Below are 18,900 nucleotides of genomic sequence, written 5' to 3'. Positions count from 1 at the left end.
GGCGTTTCGATTAGCGGATCGTCTGGATCTGCGACAGGCTGATGCCCGGCAACGTCGCCCCGGCCGTCGTCGTGATCGTCAGTTGCGGAGACCCGCTCGCGAGGGACAGCGAGGACACCGTGCCGACAGTGGTGCCGGACTGCGTGCTGACCTCGACGGTCTTTCCAATCAGGCCGACGGACTGCAGAGATGACTGGCTCGACAGCATCGTGTCGAGCTTGGTATTGATCTGCTGCGTCTGTTCGAGCGACGTGAACTGCGCGATCTGCGCCATGAACTCCTGGTTGTCCATTGGCTTGAGCGGATCCTGGTAGGTCAGTTGCGTCAGCAGGATCTTAAGGAAGTCCTGCAAGCCGATGCTGCCGGATTGCAGACTCGTGCTGCCAACGCTATCGATCGATGCCATCGTGTGCTCCCTCCATGAAATCGGGATGGTCTTGCCTCTGCGCAATCCGCGCGCCCGCGGCGGTTTGGTTGTCATGCCACGGCTTGCCGTTGCATGTGATACGAGTCAGCGCGATACCGCGCTCGTCCAGACGTCGCCGTACCTCGGCGATCGCCTGCAGGATCTGATCCGTGGCGCCCGTGTTCGCGCCAATCCAGAGGTGCGCGCCCCCGGCGCCGGTTTCCAGATGGATGCGAACCGGTCGCAGAACCCCGGCAGCCTTCGCGGCGACTTCGGGCACACTCGCCAGCGCGGCCACGTCGCCGGGCGCGGCCAATGGCATCCCGCCTCGCCCCGGCACGCCGAGGCGCGACTGCTGAGCGAACGCCGGATCGAGCGCGACCTGGGTTGATTCCAGCGGATGCGACGCAGGGGCGTCGGCACGCGCGGCGGTTACATCGGCGAGATCGAGCGCCAGTCGCACACTCTCTATGGCGAGTCCCTGCGTCGCGCGTCCGGGATCGAGCCTGACTTCGGCAGCGGCGGGCCGGCCGTCTGGCTTTGCCGGCAACGCGGCCATTGCGGTAGCGGCATGCTGGCGATAGTTCAATGCCGGCTTGAACCACTGCTGCGCCTGCGCGCGCTCCATTTCGCTCTGCCACGCCTCCTTGCTCACACGTGCAGCGGCGGCGTTCGACGTGCCTGCGAGCGGCCCTTCGGGCGGAGCCAGCAGATCGAGTCGGGTCGTCATGAAGGTTCTCCCTCGCCCGGCTGTTCTGTTTCGGGTGAGGACTGCTTCCATCCCTGACGTGCGGTCCAGTCGTCGTCGGCCGCCAGCGAGGCGCGTCGGGCGGCCTCGGCTGCATAGTCCTCGCGACTATCCTGTTTGTGCTGCGTCAGCAGTTCCATCGCACGATGTGCATCGGCAAGCGCGCGCAGCGCCGTCTGCCGCACTGTCGCGCATGCATCGAGCTCGCCGGCACTGCGCGCGAGCCGCACGCGTGTCTGCCCGAGATAGCGCAGTGCCTGCCCACGCTGCACGACATCGATCGGCGCACCGAGCGAGGCATCCAGCGTCGACAGCACGGCATCGTGCTCGGCAGTCAGCGCGGCATGACGATCGCGCTGCGCCATCCAGGCCGCCGTCGCTTCCGCGAGTTCGCGCGTGGCACGATCAACGCGCCAGTCGAATCGCTTCAACGCCGGTTCGAGCCCATAGCGAAATCCACGGCTATCCATGCGCCGCCTCCACCGCCGTCCGTAATTGCTCCAGCGCCGCGACGCGGTCCTCGCCGCCCTCGGTCTGGGCAAGGAAGGCGCGCAGCGCGGGCGCGCGTGCCAGCGCCGCGTCCAGTTCCGGGTTGCTGCCCGCCTCATACGCACCGATATCCACGAGCTGGCGATTCCGCTCGAGCAGGGCCAGCTTGCGGACCGCCTCGGTCGCCAGCATCTGGGCCTGCCGATCGACCAGATCCGACATCAGCCGACTCGCACTTTGCAGCACGTCGATAGCCGGGTATTGCCCCTGATGCGCCAGCGCGCGCGACAGCACGATATGGCCATCGAGCGTGGCGCGCAGCGTATCGGCAATGGGCTCGTTCATATCGTCGCCCTCGACGAGCACCGTCATGAGCGCCGTGATGCTTCCACCGCTGGCCGCCGTGCCACAACGCTCGCAAAGCTGGGGTAATTCGGCGAATACCGAAGGGGTATAGCCGCGGGCGGTGGGCGGCTCACCTGCCGAGAGACCGATCTCGCGACGCGCCATCGCCAGGCGCGTCACGGAGTCCATCGTCAGCAGCACCTGCTTGCCGGCATCGCGAAATGACTCGGCAATGGCCACCGCCGCATAGGCCGCATGCACACGCGCCAGCGCGGGCTGATCCGACGTTGCCACGACTACCACCGAGCGCCGCATCCCCTCGGGGCCGAGTTGCTTGTCGATGAATTCGCGCACCTCGCGTCCGCGCTCGCCGATGAGCGCGATCACGTTGATATCAGCTTTAACGTGCCGCGCGATCATGCCGAGCAGCGTGCTCTTACCCACGCCGCTTCCCGCAAAAATGCCGACGCGTTGCCCCCGACCAAGCGTGAGCAGCGTGTCGATCGTGCGCACGCCGGTTTCGAGCACATGCTCGATGCGCGGGCGCTGCATCGGATTGAGCGGGCTCGCATGCAGCGGCCGGCGCCGGGTACACGACGGTGCCTCGCCGGAATCGAGCGGATTGCCGAAACCATCGATGACGCGGCCGAGCAAGCTGTCGCCCACGGCGATACTTGCCGTGCGTCCTGTCGCCACGACGCGGCTGCCGACGCCGAGTCCGTGCACGGGGGCATACGGCATCAGGGTGACGGCCCCCGGACGCACGCCGACGATCTCCGCCATGACCGGCGGACCGTCGCGCTGCGTCGAGATCGCACACACTTCGCCGATCACCGCATCGGGACCCGCGGCTTCGATCGTCAGGCCCGCGAGCCGGGTCACCGCGCCGACACGCTCGGTCAGCACCGCCGTGGCGGTGGTGGCACGCACGGCGTCCATGAGTGCCGTCATGACGCGCGCGCCTTCGTGATGGCGTCCCGCCAGGATTGGCCAAGCGCGCGCAGTTGTACCTCGAAGCGTGCGTCGAGCGTGCCGGCCGCTGTATCGACCATGCAACCGCCAATGGCGACGTTATCGTCCGCGGTCCAGCTTACCTTGGGGAACCCCTGCAGCACGGCCTGTGCATCCGGGCCGGCCTGCAATGTCGCGAGGTCCTGAGGATGGAGCCGGACGCGCAGCGCGGGCTTACCACGCAATTCGCCAAACGCGCCGCGAATCGCCGCGCGGACCGCGTCCACACCCGGAGCCGCTTCCGCAACCAGCCGACATACCGCTTCGTAGGCGATCGCAACGGCCTGTTCCTCGATCTGTCCGAGCGCGGCTTCCACATGCTGCTGGACATGCTCCAGCACGCGTCGCGTCATCGCCGCGTGCTCGGCCAGCGCATCGTCGATCCGCTGGCGCTCCGCATCGCGCGCCGTCTTCGCCTCGACCTCGGCGGTCTCCACCGCACAGCGCGTCGCCTCCTCGACTCGCTGCTCGGCGTCGGTCAGGCCTTCTCGCTGTCCCTGCGCATAGCCCGCTTTATAGCCTGCTTCATAGCCGAGCGTTTCTGCCGCCCTCGAAGACTGGGTCGCTGCCTCGCCGTCGGCTGCGGAGAACGCCGGCTGATGTTCGAGCGGCCCCGCGACTGACGCCGCAGGCACCACGACCGCGGGCGGCGCCCGCCGGATGCCGATCGCGCGTGTTTCGACGTCGACCGTCACCGTCTTCAGAACGCGAGATGGCGTGACGCGCATCATGCGGCAACCTTGCGCGAGAAGAACTCCCACAGGCCGGCCACGTACGAGACGTACTGGTGACCACGCCGCCGGGTCGCGCGCACGGCTGGATGCCGCTCGGCATGCGATGCGCGCGACGACGATGCCGCACGCTTGATCAGCGTGCGCATGAGCATCGCGTCACGGGCCGGTGCCGAACGCAGCATGGCCGTCAATGCATACTCTTGGATATGTCGCGCCTGACTGGCGCCGAGCCGCTGCAACACCGCCTGCCGCCACGGCCAATCCTGAATCGCGAGCAGCGACGCGACCAGGCTCGCCGGTTCTTCGCGCAATGCTTCGGCGACCCGCTCCGCTGGCAGCGCGGCCGCGCGCACCGCGAGAGAAGCGTTGCTGTTGCAATCGGGCCCCGCGCCCTCGTCGGGCGGCTCGACGTCCGTGACATCGAGCAGTGAACTGTCGCGCGGCACGCCAAGTGCCTGCAGCTCCCGCAGATGTCCGCGCAGCGTACCAAGCGAAGCTGCCGGAAGGCGACCGAGCATCCAGGCACGGTCGACGGCACTCATCGCGTGCAGGGCCAGTGCCGCGCGCCGTAGATCGCCACCGGTGGCCTCCTCCGTTATCGACATCGCGGTCATGCCTGACCTCCATGACGAGGGCCGCGAGATGTCTCCGACGCCTCCAGCCATCCCTGCAGTCGCGCGAGCATGGCGTCCCGCTGCGCGGGCGTCATATTCGCGCCATCGAGGCTCATCGACCTGCGCGATCGTCCCAGCCCCCATCCGACGGCGGCACCGATGACCAGCACCAGAAGCGCGCCGAGGGCCGGTACCAGCCCGCCGCGCAGGGCCGTAGTTCGTGAGGCCGATGCCGTGCGCGCGGACTCCGCCATGTCGGTGGCGACACGGGTGTCGACGCCGGCCGTTGCGTCCTGCGCCGAAGCCGACGCGCCAGTTGCCGCGCCATATGTGCCAGACGTCTGCACCAGCACGGCATCGCCGCGTTCCACAACGATGCCAGCTGCCATGGCCACCAGCGCTTTTGCCTGCTCCAGCTGTTCTGCGGAGAGCGGCCGTCTGACGATCGCGACCACCTGCATGCGTTTGATCGAGCCGGGCTGGCTGATGACCTGCTCCACGCGCTTGCCGACCTGATACTCGATCTCGCGCTGCGTGCTGCCCCCGGATGCATCGCGAACGCCTAGCGGCAGCCCGCCGTCGTGGCTGCTTTCGCGCTCGCGTACCACCACGCCCGTCAGCGCCTGATTACCGCGACCGGGCGTGCCCGTGACATCCTCCGTGGTGATGCGCACCGCATCCATGTTGAGCGTCACGTCGACACTTGCCATGGCTTGCCCCGCGCCGAAGGTGCGCTCGAGCACTTCGGTCGCTTTTCGCGCCAATGCCTGCTCCGTATCCCGCTTCAGATCGAGACGCAGCCCGCCCTCGCCACCGGCCTCCGGCTGGCTAGAACGTGTCAGCGCCACGCCCTGCTCGTTGAGGATCGTCACATCCTGACTGACCAGACCCGGAATCGATGCAGCGACGAGGCGCTGAATCCCCGCCGTCTGGTCGGTGGCGAGCGATTTGCCGTCCTTCATGCCGACGGTCACGGAGGCCTTCGCCTTGTTGTCCGCGCGTTTGAACAACCCCTCTTCCGGCAACGCGATATGGACGCGCGCCGACTTCACATCCGCGATCGAGAGGATCGTCCGCGTAAGCTCTCCCTGCAGCGCGCGCTGGTAGTTGACCTTCTGCGCGAACTCCGTCATGCCGAAGTCGCCCGCGTTGAACAGCTCGAAGCCCACCCCGCCGTGAAGCGGCAACTCCTTGCCCATCAGCTTGAGCCGGGTCTTGTGTACGAGGTCGGCGTCCGTCAGGATCGTCGCGCCTTCGTCGGCCAGACGATATGGCACTTTCATGCGATCGAGCTCGGCGGTCATCACGCCGGCATCCTGCGGCGATAGACCGGAGAACAAGACCTGCTCGTCCGTGCGCAGCAGCCAGAAGCCGCCCAGCACCGTCGCACCGACGATGAGGAACACACCTATCAACAGACTGAGCCGGCGCGCGCCGGAGAGCCCATTCCATAAATCCTTCAGCACATCATCCCCTGCTCATGCTCATCGATTGCCGTTCTTCAATTGCGCCCTGGCGCATGAAAGCCGCGTTCATACCTGCATCCGCATCACATCCTGATACGACTCGAGCAGGCGATTGCGCACCTGCATCATCAACTGGAACGCGATCTTGCTTTCTTCGAGGCGAATCATCACCTGATGCAGGCTTTGCACATTCCCCACGGCGAGATTCTGCATGTCCTGCTGGCTGGTCAGCAGCGATTGGTTGACCTGTTCGAGGCCGGTGCTCACCATGCCGCCGAACGATGGCGTGCCCGTGCGCGACGTCGCGGATGTGGCCACAGCGTCCGGCGCCGTGACCGCGGGTGTGGGTGTGATGGCGCCTATGGCGGCGGCCGCGACTTCAGCCAGAACGGGAATTGTCATACGTTGCCTCCGATTTCGAGAGCCTTCATGGCCATGCCACGCGCCATGGTCAGCGCGGCGACGTTAGCCTCATAAGCGCGGGTGGCGGACATCATCGTCATCATCTCCGTTGCGGTATCGACCCCGGGGTATGACACGAAGCCCTGCGCATCGGCATACGGGTGGCCAGGTTCGTAGGTCCGCCGCATCGGGGTGGCGCTCGGCTCCAGCCACGCGGCGGGGGCTGACAGCGCGCGATCGATCATGGCGGTAAAGGCGCCGCCTTCCGAGGCGGCCGACGCCGATGTGGATGTCAGCGGCGTGCGCGCGTACGACACCACGCGCATCGGTTGATAAGCGGCACCGTTGGCACCAATAACGGAGCTGGCATTGGCGAGATTGAGCGTCGACACATCAACGCGCATGCGCTCAAGGCTCATTCCCAGGGCACTAACGGCAAAAGACTGCTGATAATCCATATGACCTCGCTCAGCGCTTGCCGTCGGAGGCGGCGCTCGAAAGAATGGAGAGATGCTTGTCCAGCGCGGTCGCCAGCGCCTGATAGTGCAGCGCGTTCTCCGACATGGCCGCCACTTCCTGATCCGGTTGCACGGTAGCCGCGGCTCCGCTTGGGTCGAACGCGGGCTGTAGCGACATCCGCACCGAAAACAGCGATGCCGGATCTGCCAACGACGTTGCCCGGCGCGACGCACTGCCATTGATCTGCGCGGCGAAGCGCAGCCGCATCGGCACATATCCGGGCGTGTTGACGTTGGCAACATTGGCCGCCAGCACCCGGTGCTGCAACGATGCCGCATCCAGTGCCAGCGACAATGCCGCCGTGGTGACGCCTTCGATTCCTGAAATCATTGTCGATCCCTCTGATTGATCCTGCCGCCGTCGAATTCCGTTGCACTCGTGTCTATCACTGCACCACCAGCTCGGCGTGCAACGCTCCCGCCGCCTTCACCGCGCGCAGAATCGAGATGATGTCGCGCGTATTGGTTTTCATCTGCGCGAGCGCCTGCACCAGATCTGCCACCGTGTTGTTCGTCGCCGCGACGAATGCCGGCGAATTGCGCTCGTCCACATCGACCCGCGAATTGGTCACGATCGCGGTGCGCACGCCCTGGCCGCCATACCCCACGAACAGCGGTTGCGATGCCGTATGGTCCGTGACGATGGAAATCTTGAGGTCGCCATGCGAAATGGCAACGCGCGCCAGCCTCACATCGCCACCGGTCACCACCGTACCGGTGCGCTCGTTGATCACCACCTTGGCGCGACGATCCGGTTCAACGGTTACGTTCTCCAGACGCGCAAAAAAACGTACGGCGTGGTCGCGCTGGGCGTCCGGAATGCTGATCTCGATGCCCGACGCATCGCGCGCTTCCGCCAGTGGCGCGCCAAGCTGCGCGTTGATCGCGTTCGCGACCCGATTGGCCGTGGTGTAGTCGGGCTCAGACAGCACAAAGGTGATTTGCTGCCGCGCGTCGACCATGCTGGCACCCGTACCCACTTCCACCGTCGCCCCGGCTGGAATCGAGCCGACCGTCGGATGGTTCTTCTGCACGACGTTGCCGTTGGCGTCGTAGCGATATCCGCCGACCGACAGGGGCCCCTGCGCGAGCGCATAGATGCGTCCGTTGGGCGCCTTCATCGGCGTCAGCAGCAGTGTGCCGCCTACCAGGCTTCTGGCATCGCCGGCGGACGTCACAGTGACGTCCACGGTGTCGCCTTCGCGCGCGAACGTCGGCAGCGAAGCGGTGACCATGACCACCGCGACGTTGCGGCTCTGCACCTGCTCCGGCGGGACGGTCATGTTGAACTGCGAAAAGACGTTGGCCAGCGCCTGTTTGGTCGAACGATTGGTGGGGGCGTCGCCAGTGCCCGCGAGACCCGTCACGACGCCGTATCCGACGAGCGCGTTCTCACGCCACCCCTGCAGCTTGCCGAGGTCCTTCACACGCACCGGCCCCTCGGTCGCCGCGATTGCCATGCCTGCCGGCAGCATGAACAGCAAAGCGACGAGCGCGACGGCGCCGCCAAGGATGCGGAAGCCATGATTCATTGCGATCGTCATCACAGCCCCAGAAAATCGAGAGCCTTGCGCCACCAGGCTCGTGTCTGCCGCTCTGACAGATCGCCTTCGCCGACGTACGTGATACGGGCATCGGCAATGCGCGTCGACAGGACTACGTTGCCGTCCGAGATATCGAGCGGTCTGACGCGGCCTTCCAGATTGATGCGCTGCTGCTCCCCGTTGATCACCAGCAGTTGCTCGCCGGCGACGCGCAGATCGCCGTTCGGCAGAATGTCCTGGACGCGCACGGTCAACAGCGCCAGCACCTTTCCCGCACGGCTCGTGCGACCGCCGCCGTCGAAATCGCCTGCAACGTTGAGATTCGCTGCAAACGGCGGTGTGCGCGTCACCGTGAGATTTCCGCCGACATCGTTCTTGCGCCGGGTCGCCGTGTCCGCGTTGGCCGCCGCCGAGGCGTTTTCGTAGACCTGCACCGTGATCACGTCGTCGATGCGAAAGGCCTTGTTATCCGCCGTGAGCGGGCGGAACTGTCGTTCGCTATAAAGACTTTCGGCCAGCGCAGGCGTCACCATGACTTGCGCCGCGACCACCAGCAATCCCAGCAACCCATATGCCGCAAGCGTCTTCTTCATTCTGACTCCAGTCACTGCACGACCTCTACGCTACCGTCTTCCATCACGCGGGCCACGACCGGCGCGCGCGCCGCGAGCATGCGCACCTGTACGCGCGCACCGGGCCACCCATCCTGCAATACTTCCGCCCGGCCCTCCAGTGCGATCGCGCCGATCTGGCTGCGCAGCGTCACGATCTGCCCACGCATGACGGCGGGCACCGCCTGAACCGCCGACCGCAGCAACGGCGTGCCGGCCAGCACGTTGTGACGCATCTGCGAGCCGCTGGGCAGGCTCGTCACGGGCACCGCCCCCAGCCTGGCGATGTCGATCTCCTTGTGATCGAAATCGTCCGCCTGCAACACCGCGCCGGCACGGACGTCGCGCTTCGCTACCCAGGCGTCCTGGTAGACGTTGACATCGAATGGCACCGCCACCGTCCGAATGAAGTCGCCGGACACATAAACGTCCACCCACATCAGCATGCGACGCGTCGCCAGCTGGTTGTCCGGTACGTCGCGGACACGGAGCTCGAGTTTGCCCGCCGGAATCGAGAGCGCCTGCAGTTCCTGCGCGGTGGTCAACGCAAAACGATCGTGATGCGCGCGGAGCCATGTCTCCAGCTGGTGCCGCGCGACCCGCTGCAATTGCTCTCCGGTCAACGGCTGCATGGCGCGTTCGATGCGGACCCGCCGCGCCCCTTCCCAGCTCACCGCGCCTTCCGGAAGCCTCAGATGCATCTTCACGAAGCGCGCGAGCGTGCGTGACTCCAGCACGATGGCCTCACCCGTGCGCGGTGCCGGACCAATCGACAACGCCATCAGCTGACGCAGGGTGTCGAGGTCCCTCGCCCGCAGTTGCGCGACGTCGCCGAGCACAACCTCAGCGCGCCTCACCTGCACGCGCTCGGGCAACGCGACGTGCGCGCCGGGATCGGCGCTCACCACGCCCGCGCCCGTGCACAGCACCATGAGCACGCACGCGCGCCAGCGATGGGTTGCATTCATATGCAAGGCTCAGCGGCGAAGATTGTTGATCATGCCCAGCATCTCGTCCGAGGCCTGGGCAATCTTGACGTTGGCCTGATACGCGCGCTGCGCGACCATCAGACTGACCATCTCGTCAATCAGCTTCACGTTGGACGACTCGACAAACCCTTGCTGGATCTGCGAGGTGCCGTCATCGCCCGCGCGCATGGCGATGGGCTCGCCCGCCGTATCGTTGGTGCGATAGAGGTTGTCGCCCATCGGCGTGATCGCGCCCGCATTGGGAAACTTCACGAGTTCCAGCTGGCCCGCGTCGGTCGCCGTGGCTTGCCCGGCAACGCGCACCATCACATGGCCGTCAGCGGTGATCGACATGTCGGTCGCGTTCTCGGGAATGGCGATGCCGGGCTTCAGCGGATAGCCAGACTGGGTGGACAGCATGCCGTCCGGGTTCACCTTGAGCGTGCCGCCACGCGTGAATGCGCGACTGCCGTCAGGCATCTGCACCTCGAGGAAGCCCTGACCGGCAATGGCGACGTCGTACGGCGAATCAGTCTTCTTCATATCGCCGACGTCCAGCACGCGGCCCATGCTCGCGATCCCGACTCCGACCCCGGTCCGCGCTGCGGCCGCGAGATTGATGACGAGGTCTGCGCTGCCGGTCGATACCGGCGTAGTGTCCTGCGACACGAGGTCCGAAAAGCTGACTCGTCCCTTCTTGAATCCTGGCGTGTTGACGTTCGCCAGGTTGTTGGCAATCGTGTCGACGTTGGTCTGCTGGGACTGCATGCCGGTGGCGGCAATATAGAGAGCGTCAAGCATGGTGGTATGCGTAGAGTGTTTGGACGTGCTCGAAATGCAAATAAACGAAACGCTTGAAATCAGCCCTCGCCGAGTTTGCGGATGGCCTGGCCAACCATGTCGTCGTAAGCCTGTGTCATGCGCTGCAACGATTCGAAGTGCCGCATGGTTTCCACCAGTTGCAGCATCTCCACGAGCGGGCTGACGTTGCTGTTCTCTAGATAGCCCTGACGCACGCTCTGCGATGTGTCGGGCAGAAGCGTCATCCCTTCGCCCGGTGCCCATAATCCATCGCCGAGGCGCCGCAGCGACTTCGGGTCGGTAAAGGTGACGAGCTTTAGCTGGCCCACGATGTTGGCGCCATCGCGAATCACGCCGGCAGCGTCGATGGTGGGATTCGGACTGGTCAACACGATCTCGCCGCCGCGACCCATCACAGCGTTGCCGCTGGCCGTAACCAGCCGGCCGCGCGTGTCAAGCCGAAAGTCGCCATTGCGGGTATAGGCAGGCCCCGAGTTGGTGGCCACCTCGAAAAACTCCTGCCCCGCGAGCGCGAGCTGTAGGCTCTGCCCGGTGGCACGCAGGGTACCGGCACGGGTGTCCGACACCGTGGTCGCGCCCGCGCGATGGGTGAGTCCCACTTCCACCTGCGATGCGAACTGAGGTGCCGACGTACGCTGCAGGCCGGCGACTTGGCGCCGGTAGGCGGGCGTCGAGGCGTTGGCCAGATTCAACGCAATACGATCGAGCCGGTCTGCATCCATCTGCAAACCGGTCAGGGCCACGGCAAGGGTCTGTTGCACGATTCTGTCCTTAACGCTAGAGACTAACGACACCGAACGACTTCAACTCCACGGCGTGCGGTACTTCCGCCATCGAGATCACACGCAAATGCGGAAGCACACGCTCCGACAGGCTGCGGATATGCCTGCGCAGTTCGGGCGCACAAAGCACCACCGGCAGCAGATTACTCTTCATCATCTTCTCGGCCTGCATGACCAGACGCTGAATGAACTGCTCCGCCAGACGCGGGTCCATCGCGATCTGCGCCACGCCGTCGGCCGTATGCAGGTTCTGCAGGAAGCCCGCCTCCATGCCCGCATCGAGCGTCAGTACCTGCAACGCGCCGGCGTCGCCGACGAGCGCCTGACAGATGGCGGAGCCGAGCCGTTGCCGCACCGCTTCCGTCAGCGCGATCGGGTCCTTGGTTACCCGCCCGGCATCGGCAAGCGTCTCCAGAATGGCCTCTATATGTCGAATGCTGACCTTCTCGCGCAACAGATGCTGGAGCACCTTCTGCACGTCGCCAAGTGAAAGCACGGTCGGTATCAACTCTTCCACGAGACCGGGATGGCTTTCGCGAACGCGCGCGAGCAGACGTTCGGTGTCGGCACGCGTCAGCAGCGTGGCCGACTCGCGGCGCAGGATCTCCGTCAGATGCGTCAGGAATACCGTTTGCGCATCTACGAGCGTGAAGCGCGCGGCAACCGCTTCGTCGCGCTGAGCGGCCTCGATCCATAGCGCGGGCAACCCATAGGTGGGATCTTTGGTCGGCTCGCCCGGGATCGCGCGCGTATCCCCCGACGGATGAATCGCCAGAATGCGTTCCATGCGGACGTCGGCCTTGGCACGCGCGACGCCGTCGATCTGGATTTCATACTGGTTCGGCGCCAGCCGGGCGCCTTCCCGGAAGCGCACCGGCGGCAGAACCAGGCCCAGTTCATGCGCATGCTGCTTGCGGAACAGCGCGATGCGATCCATAAACATGCCACCTCCCTGACTCACCAGCGGCAACCATGCCGATCCCACATGAACCTCGATCGGCTCCACCGCGAGGTTCGCGTAGCTGGCATCGTCCCCGGCCTTCGGTGCTTGCGTATCGCCGGCGTCGGCCGTCGCCTCCGGCTTGTCCCCGGCTTGCCGGACCCGACGTGCGATGAGCGCGACGGTGGTCACCAATGCCAGCAACACGAGCACCGGCACCGCCGGAATACCCGGCAGCAAGACGAGGCCGGCAAGCGCGCAGGCCACCAGCAGCAAGGTCTTCGGGAATGACGTGATCTGACGCAGCACTTCGTTGCTGAGGTTAGCGTCCGATGCCGAGCGCGTAACGATGATGCCGGTGCCGACAGCGATCACGAGCGCCGGCACCTGCGTCACGATGCCATCGCCAATCGTCAACAGCGTGTAGGTCTGCAGCGCCTCCGACCAACGCATACCAAACTGCATGGTGCCAATGACCAGCCCGCCGACGATGTTGATCAACATGATGATGATGCCGGCGATGGCGTCGCCCTTCACGAACTTGCTGGCGCCATCCATCGCGCCGTAGAACGCGGCTTCCTTCTCCAGGTTCTTGCGGCGACGCTGCGCTTCCTCCTGATCGATGAAGCCCATGTTCAGATCCGCATCGATGCTCATCTGCTGGCCCGGCATGCTGTCGAGCGTGAAGCGCGCCGCCACTTCCGAGACCCGCTGCGCGCCGCTGGTCACCACCACGTACTGCACGACGATCAGAATCAGGAAGACGATCAACCCGATCACATAGTTGCCGCCGACTACATAGGAGCCAATTGCCGCGATCACCTTGCCGGCATCGGCATCCGCGAGAATCAGCCGGGTTGCCGCCACGTTGAGCGACAGACGAAAGAGCGTCGCAATCAACAGCAGCGACGGAAATGTCGAGAACTCCACTGGACGTGCCATATAGAACGTCAGCAGCAGAATCAGGAACGCGAACGAAAAGTTGGTCAGGATCAGAAAGTCGAGCAGCCCGCGCGGAATCGGCGCGAACAAGACGAGCAGAATGCCCAGCACGAGGCCAACCAGCAGCACATCGCCCTGACTCGAAAGAAGAGTGTGCCACTGTTTCATGACATTCCCCCTGCCTTCGCCACCGACTGGGCACCCTGCCGCGCGCGCCGCATCGCGAGTACCCAGACCATGATGCGCGCCACATCGGCATAGAGTGCCGGCGGCACGTGCTGACCGATCTCCGCCTGCCGAAACAGCGCGCGCGCCAGCGGCCGGTTCTCGACGATGGGGACGGCATGGTTGCGTCCGATCTTGCGAATCGCGAACGCCAGCGCGCCGGCACCCTTGGCGACAATGCGCGGCGAATCCATCTGGCCATGGCGATATTCGAGCGCGATGGCGAGGTGCGTCGGATTCGCGATAATCACATCGGCGTCGGCCGCCTTGCCGATCGCACCGACCTTCCGGGCCATCGAGTGGCGCAGTTCGCGCTGACGCTGTCGGATCCGCGGATCTCCTTCACGCTGCTTGTGCTCGTCCTTCACTTCGCGCTTGCTCATGCGCATGCGCTTCGAGAACTGCCGGCGCATAAACAGCAGATCGATCGCTGCAATCAGCGTCAGGATGATGGTCACGCGCAACCCGATCGCGCCGATGTCGTTCAGTACCGTGTCGATATAGCGCCGCGGCGGCAATGCGGCCAGCCGGTGGAACTGCGGCAGCAGATCCAGCAGCGCATACCAGACCACGAGCGTTAGCAGCACCAGCTTCACGCAGGCACGAAATGCCTGGAACAACGTGCGCACCGAGAGCAACTGCCTGAGACCGGTCACCGGGTTGAGTCGCGTCCAGTCGGGCTTCAGCGCCTTGGGAGCAAAGAGCACGCCTGTCTGCAGAACATTGCCGGCAATGGCCGCGATCACCACGGTGATCAGGAATGGCATGAGGGACCACACCAAGTGGTCGAGCGTGGCGCCGAGCAGGCGCAGCACCGTCGCGCTGTTGCCATCGGCGGCAACCCGTTGCAGCAGCGCCGCGTCGAAGCGGAACTCCCGCATGATTCCATCGAGCCCGCGAGCGTGCAGCAATGCCACCGCGACGGCCATCATGAGCATGCTCGTCACCTCCTGACTCTTGGCAACCTGGCCCTGCTCGCGCGCGCGCTTCAGCTTGTAGGCGGAAGCGGCTTCGCTCTTGTCGAGATCTTCGTCCGCCATTATCGGAACAATGCCTCCCAGCTATGAAAGATCGCGTCGAAGATGCGCGACACATGCACGCCGGCTACGCCGATCCAGACCACGAGCGCCCCCACGCCGACGATGACCTTGATGGGCATGCCGAGCACGAACATGTTCATTTGCGGGAGATTGCGCGACAGTACGGAGAGTCCAAGCTCGACCAGCAGCAACGCCGTCACGACCGGCGCGACAAGCGCGAAGGCCAGCATGAACATGCTGCCCGCATGCCGGATGACGACGGGCAGACTCTGCGCGATCGCCCACGGTTCGCCAGCAGGAAAGACGTCGTAGCTGTAGGCCAGCGCCCGCAGCAAGGTGTGATGAACGTCCATCGCGAACAGGCAGAGCACCCCGAGTTGGGTCATGACGCCCGTGAGCAGCGGGACGTTCTGGCGAGTCGCGGGATCTAACAGCTGGGCGATGCCAAACCCGATCTGGATATCGAGCAAGCGACCCGCCACCGAAAAGGTGGCGAAGGCGAAGAGCACACCGAGCCCTAGCATGGCGCCAACGGCCACCTCGATCGCGGCGGCGCCCATGATTGCCATCAGGTCTATATCGCCGCGATATCGCGTAACGGGCAACGCGAGCGTCATCGCCGCGGCGATACCGAGCGGAATCAGCACGCGCAGGACAGCCGGAATCGACATGGCGCCCAGAATGGGTGTCATGGCCAATACCATGCCGATACGGATGCTCACGAGTAGCAGCGATACGGCCCACAAGCCGAAGAAGTTCATCACTTCCAATTCCTTCTAGGAAGTTCAGAACAGTGTGGGGATACTAGTCCAGAGTTGCGTACAGAAGCCGGTGAGCTTACGCAGCATCCATGGCCCAAGCGCGATAAGCATGATGCCTGTCGCAATGAGCTTCGGTACGAATGTTAGAGACATTTCCTGGACTTGCGTGACTACCTGCAAAAGGCTGATGGCAAGCCCAACTGCCATAATGACCGCAAGTATCGGTAGACAGATTGTAAGTCCTGTCCACAAAAGCCCCGACATCATGCGTAACGCGAGATCCGCGTGCATAACCGACCCTACCCTTCTTATTTTTCTACAATGTATAGCCGCTCTTGCTTCAGGAAACCTGCGATCGCAGCTCGCGTCTTCTCTACTCGTCGCACCGTGGTATGGATCGAATCCCCTTGATCTTCTTCAGCAGTGCGCGTCGCTTCGTGTGAGCGACGCAATTTTGCTACCGGCTTTTTCTGCCGACAAGCCCAACTTGAATGGGGTTCACGCCTCATGCTTGCCAATGTGCCGCTAGGCGCACTATAGCGCATCTTTGCATCGCATAAATGATCGCGGCATTACCTTATCGTTGTAAGCAATCGAGGCGATTTTGCCACAACTCACAATTCGGAGTGTTCTCAATGGCCTCCTCAGTGGCGCGTGTGGAGCGGCGATATTTACTCCAGTCACGCGGACTCGCCATAAACAAGCACTGGAATGGGGCAATCTCAGAATGCTCCGTCGTGTCACCCATGTAGTTTCGGGGTGCGGCCGAAAACTTGGACTACCTGGAGGTAGTTCATGTACTCGTATGAAGACCGTCTGCACGCGGTTCGGCTGTATTTGAAGTTAGGCAAGCGCATCGGAGCGACTATTCGACAGTTGGGATACTCGACGAAGAACGCCCTCAAAGCCTGGTATCGCGAGTACGAACAGTGTCATGATTTGCGGGCTGGCTATGTGCGTCTACGGCCAAGGTACTCGGCCGAACACAAGCAGGCGGCCGTCGATCACTATCTAAGCCACGGGCGCTGTGCTGCTGCAACCTTGAAGGCGTTGGGATACCCGTGTCGGGCGACGCTGGCAGCCTGCCGGGCCATCATCAGCATGGCGCATGCCCTGCGCATCCGCGTGATTGCGGAGGGGATCGAGACCGAGTCGCAGCGTGACATTTTGCTGGCCGCCGGCTGCGACTACGGGGAAGGCTACTTTTTCTGCCCGCCGGTCGACCCCAGCGCGTTTGAGGCCTTTGTGAGCACCGTGACTTGAGGTGGGCGGCGTCCAGGTTCCTCGGCGACCGGCCAGAAAAATTGGAACGGGCCGCGACCAAAGCGGCGGGCAAGACCCGGCTCGGTGGAGAGCTATGCCTCGATGCAGCGGGGGGCTTCCCAGGTGTGGCGGAGGAACGCCGCCAGTACCAGCACGGCAACCGCCAGCGCCAGATACCAGGCGAACACTGGGAGGATCGCGCCTAGCCATCCCATGGCAGTCGGCACAACCACGGCGGACAGCGCGAGCAGAGTAGGCAGCACGCTGAGATTGGATGCCGCCGACGCCGTTGGCGACTGCGCGCAGACCGCGTCCGAAATGCAGGGCTTGATCAGCCCAAGCCCCACTCCGCTCAGGGCAACCGCGGCGACCAGCGCAGGCCCCGTCACGCTTAAGCCGATTGCGGCCGTTCCGCTCGCGACTGTTGCCAGGCACAGTAGTATTCGCGTACGGACTGAGGCGCCGGTGATCAACCGGTTCATGCAGAGGCGGCTGAATGCGGCAGCGCCGGCGAATACCGATAGGCAAGCCCCGAGTAATGCCGTGCCGCCGATGGATTGCGTCATGAATGGCAGTCCGAACAGAATGGCGTCCCACGCGACGCCCGCCAGCAACATGGCCACGTAGAGGCTCCGCAGGACGGTCGTTCGCGGCTGCTGCGGCGGCAATGTCGTTTCCTCCGCAGCACCGGACTTTTCCGCTGACGGTTTGGCGAAAAAAGGTGCTAGCCACACGGCGAGAATCGCCGCGCCGGACAACACCCCGGCCAATAAACCCATCACCATTGCCCGCCATCCGTGCAGGTCGAGTGTGCTGACAAGCGCCCCCGAAAGCAACGATGAGAGCGCGAATGAAAGCGAGAGGCGGCTGAAGTTGGTCAGCCGGGCAGCATTGCCGGATTGCAGGCCGATACAGGCATTGACGGTCACGTACCAGATGCAATATCCGGTGCCGATCAGCGTGGCCGAGACGGGGAAAACGTAAGGCATGGGCAATGCTGCTAGCAACGCCAGCCCGAGGGTGAGGAAGGCCACGGCGACACGCGAGGGCGTGCCCGTGCCGGCGCGCGCTGTCCATTTGCCGACGGGGACCGCGCAGAGAAGCATAGGCAGCGCGAACAGTGCGCTGACCATGCCAATCTCCAGGCCTCCGCCACCGGCGCGCAGCATAAGTACCTGGATTGTGGCGCGGCCAGCGTTGTAGGGTAGGTGAAACAGAATATTGGCCAGCAGCAGACACGCGAGACTTCGTGCAGGGATTGACATATTTCTGGCCTCCGCCGGCACGCGTCAGCCTGCTACGCTGGTGCACCGGGGCATCGTGCGCCACAGGGTGGCCGGATCGGTGACGTCACCTGATTCGACGATGGCGCGGACCCCTTCCCGATTGTCCTGGAGCAGCGGGGCACATGCCGCCACACGGCGCCACGCCTCATCTCTCGCTTCACACCCGGCGTGTGCAAATTCGGGCGAGCAGAGCTCGGTGTAGCCGTTCATGACAACGGAGGCCGCTGCGTCGCGCTCGCCGGCGAGCGAGTTGGGCGGCACTGCGTGCGGTGTCCATGGCAGGCCGAACCGGGTCTGCATGGCGAGCATGCGCGTGCGCAAGGCCGGCTCGCAATATTCGCCGGGCCGGTTCCCGGCGATGACGTTGACCATTGCCGGTGTACCGAGCAGCCATGCAAGCTCTCGGACCACATCGGCAGGCTCGTCGGGCACGTGAACGTAGCCAAAGTAGCGCCCGCTTACATCGAGCACGGAGCGCAGGCGGTCTGGCGAACGGCCAGCCGCGGAGGCGGAGCCCTTCAGCGACCAGAGCCGTGGTGCCGCGGGCGGGGCGTCGCCCGCCGCGTGACTTCCGTTTAGCACCACCAGGATCGACGGACCCAGCAGGCCGATCGATAGCGACGCCGTCATGCGGGCCGGCGTTGCCCGGTTCCACTGGTAGCGCCAAAGACCCAGCATCTGTGCTTCCGTCAACTGGAGAACGTGGTAGGACGTCACGGTGAAGCTGTGCGCCAGAAGGTAGTCAAGTGCCGGCTCGGCTTTGCCGAATGCGAATGCATCGGGCTTGATCAGGGCATAGGTGGTCGTTTGCAGCCCATGCGCTGCGTTGGTGCCATCAGTGGCCTGCAGTGCGGCGGCTGCGCAGAGGAATCCGGCGTCCTGGCGATAGACATCGATCTTGCCAGGCACCCGGCTCCATGTGTCGGTGTTTTCGATGTTCAGCATGGTCATGACTGGATACAGAGGTCTAGAAGGCGGGCCGA

The 18,900-nt window shown here is 64.4% G+C and carries 21 protein-coding genes and 2 pseudogenes; 2 read left to right on the top strand and 21 right to left on the bottom strand.

Features of this window, described 5'->3' with window-relative positions; translation table 11 throughout:
• Positions 1-10: 10 nt before the first annotated feature.
• From DFLDMN_RS20930 to DFLDMN_RS20840, 19 genes are all read right to left on the bottom strand, one after another.
• Positions 11-406: a flagellar hook capping FlgD N-terminal domain-containing protein gene (locus DFLDMN_RS20930; RefSeq protein WP_423199793.1), complete on the bottom strand. Its 396-nt coding sequence runs from the start codon at positions 404-406 to the stop codon at positions 11-13.
• Positions 390-1,136 carry a hypothetical protein gene (locus tag DFLDMN_RS20925; protein WP_423199792.1) on the bottom strand — a complete coding sequence of 249 codons (747 nt, stop codon included), beginning with the start codon at positions 1,134-1,136 and terminating at the stop codon, positions 390-392. Before DFLDMN_RS20925 ends, DFLDMN_RS20930 begins: the two co-directional genes overlap by 17 nt.
• Positions 1,133-1,624 carry a hypothetical protein gene (locus tag DFLDMN_RS20920; RefSeq protein WP_423199791.1) on the bottom strand — a complete coding sequence of 164 codons (492 nt, stop codon included), beginning with the start codon at positions 1,622-1,624 and terminating at the stop codon, positions 1,133-1,135. The genes DFLDMN_RS20925 and DFLDMN_RS20920 overlap by 4 nt, the downstream gene beginning before the upstream one ends.
• Positions 1,617-2,939: a FliI/YscN family ATPase gene (locus DFLDMN_RS20915; RefSeq protein WP_423199790.1), complete on the bottom strand. Its 1,323-nt coding sequence runs from the start codon at positions 2,937-2,939 to the stop codon at positions 1,617-1,619. Before DFLDMN_RS20915 ends, DFLDMN_RS20920 begins: the two co-directional genes overlap by 8 nt.
• Positions 2,936-3,730, bottom strand: coding sequence for a FliH/SctL family protein (locus DFLDMN_RS20910; protein ID WP_423199789.1), 795 nt, complete (start codon positions 3,728-3,730; stop codon positions 2,936-2,938). The genes DFLDMN_RS20915 and DFLDMN_RS20910 overlap by 4 nt, the downstream gene beginning before the upstream one ends.
• A complete protein-coding gene (locus tag DFLDMN_RS20905; RefSeq protein ID WP_423199788.1) occupies positions 3,727-4,347 on the bottom strand; it encodes a hypothetical protein in 621 nt (206 codons plus the stop codon). Before DFLDMN_RS20905 ends, DFLDMN_RS20910 begins: the two co-directional genes overlap by 4 nt.
• Entirely contained in the window at positions 4,344-5,813 is a 1,470-nt protein-coding gene (gene fliF / locus DFLDMN_RS20900) for a flagellar basal-body MS-ring/collar protein FliF (protein ID WP_423199787.1), read from the bottom strand. The genes DFLDMN_RS20905 and fliF overlap by 4 nt, the downstream gene beginning before the upstream one ends.
• 66 nt (positions 5,814-5,879) lie before the next feature.
• Positions 5,880-6,215, bottom strand: coding sequence for a flagellar hook-basal body complex protein FliE (fliE, locus tag DFLDMN_RS20895; RefSeq protein WP_423199786.1), 336 nt, complete (start codon positions 6,213-6,215; stop codon positions 5,880-5,882).
• A complete protein-coding gene (flgC, locus tag DFLDMN_RS20890; RefSeq protein WP_423199785.1) occupies positions 6,212-6,673 on the bottom strand; it encodes a flagellar basal body rod protein FlgC in 462 nt (153 codons plus the stop codon). The genes fliE and flgC overlap by 4 nt, the downstream gene beginning before the upstream one ends.
• A 10-nt stretch (positions 6,674-6,683) precedes the next feature.
• The gene (locus DFLDMN_RS20885; protein ID WP_423199784.1) at positions 6,684-7,028 is read right to left on the bottom strand and encodes a flagellar basal body rod protein FlgB; all 345 of its coding nucleotides are present in this window, start codon (positions 7,026-7,028) and stop codon (positions 6,684-6,686) included.
• Positions 7,029-7,119: 91 nt separating this feature from the next.
• Positions 7,120-8,277, bottom strand: coding sequence for a flagellar basal body P-ring protein FlgI (locus DFLDMN_RS20880; RefSeq protein ID WP_423199783.1), 1,158 nt, complete (start codon positions 8,275-8,277; stop codon positions 7,120-7,122).
• Entirely contained in the window at positions 8,277-8,870 is a 594-nt protein-coding gene (locus DFLDMN_RS20875) for a flagellar basal body L-ring protein FlgH (RefSeq protein ID WP_423199782.1), read from the bottom strand. Before DFLDMN_RS20875 ends, DFLDMN_RS20880 begins: the two co-directional genes overlap by 1 nt.
• Positions 8,871-8,881: 11 nt before the next feature.
• Positions 8,882-9,820 carry a flagellar basal body P-ring formation chaperone FlgA gene (gene flgA, locus DFLDMN_RS20870; RefSeq protein WP_423200524.1) on the bottom strand — a complete coding sequence of 313 codons (939 nt, stop codon included), beginning with the start codon at positions 9,818-9,820 and terminating at the stop codon, positions 8,882-8,884.
• Positions 9,821-9,865: 45 nt separating this feature from the next.
• A complete protein-coding gene (gene flgG / locus DFLDMN_RS20865; protein ID WP_423199781.1) occupies positions 9,866-10,657 on the bottom strand; it encodes a flagellar basal-body rod protein FlgG in 792 nt (263 codons plus the stop codon).
• A 59-nt stretch (positions 10,658-10,716) separates the two neighbouring features.
• A complete protein-coding gene (locus tag DFLDMN_RS20860; protein ID WP_423199780.1) occupies positions 10,717-11,439 on the bottom strand; it encodes a flagellar hook-basal body protein in 723 nt (240 codons plus the stop codon).
• Between the two features lie 16 nt (positions 11,440-11,455).
• Positions 11,456-13,510, bottom strand: a complete 2,055-nt coding sequence (locus DFLDMN_RS20855) for a flagellar biosynthesis protein FlhA (RefSeq protein ID WP_423199779.1) — start codon at positions 13,508-13,510, stop codon at positions 11,456-11,458.
• Positions 13,507-14,607, bottom strand: a complete 1,101-nt coding sequence (locus DFLDMN_RS20850; RefSeq protein WP_423199778.1) for an EscU/YscU/HrcU family type III secretion system export apparatus switch protein — start codon at positions 14,605-14,607, stop codon at positions 13,507-13,509. The genes DFLDMN_RS20855 and DFLDMN_RS20850 overlap by 4 nt, the downstream gene beginning before the upstream one ends.
• A complete protein-coding gene (locus DFLDMN_RS20845) occupies positions 14,607-15,368 on the bottom strand; it encodes a flagellar biosynthetic protein FliR (protein ID WP_423199777.1) in 762 nt (253 codons plus the stop codon). Before DFLDMN_RS20845 ends, DFLDMN_RS20850 begins: the two co-directional genes overlap by 1 nt.
• Positions 15,369-15,392: 24 nt before the next feature.
• Positions 15,393-15,632: a flagellar biosynthetic protein FliQ gene (locus DFLDMN_RS20840; RefSeq protein ID WP_423200523.1), complete on the bottom strand. Its 240-nt coding sequence runs from the start codon at positions 15,630-15,632 to the stop codon at positions 15,393-15,395.
• Positions 15,633-16,163: 531 nt separating this feature from the next.
• Here DFLDMN_RS20840 and DFLDMN_RS20835 point away from each other — a divergent pair.
• A pseudogene (locus tag DFLDMN_RS20835) lies at positions 16,164-16,451 on the top strand (IS3 family transposase); the annotation flags it as partial.
• Positions 16,443-16,631, top strand: a pseudogene (locus DFLDMN_RS20830) (EAL domain-containing protein); the annotation flags it as partial. The pseudogenes DFLDMN_RS20835 and DFLDMN_RS20830, both read left to right, overlap by 9 nt.
• Positions 16,632-16,723: 92 nt before the next feature.
• Here the strand turns inward: DFLDMN_RS20830 and DFLDMN_RS20825 are convergent.
• Both DFLDMN_RS20825 and DFLDMN_RS20820 read right to left on the bottom strand, forming a co-directional pair.
• Entirely contained in the window at positions 16,724-17,896 is a 1,173-nt protein-coding gene (locus DFLDMN_RS20825; RefSeq protein WP_423199776.1) for an MFS transporter, read from the bottom strand.
• 24 nt (positions 17,897-17,920) lie between these two features.
• Positions 17,921-18,862 carry a hypothetical protein gene (locus DFLDMN_RS20820; protein WP_423199775.1) on the bottom strand — a complete coding sequence of 314 codons (942 nt, stop codon included), beginning with the start codon at positions 18,860-18,862 and terminating at the stop codon, positions 17,921-17,923.
• Positions 18,863-18,900: the final 38 nt, after the last annotated feature.

Source organism: Cupriavidus sp. H19C3 (genome assembly GCF_049393815.1).
Lineage (GTDB): Bacteria > Pseudomonadota > Gammaproteobacteria > Burkholderiales > Burkholderiaceae > Cupriavidus.
This window is presented reverse-complemented; position numbering and strand designations above follow the sequence as displayed.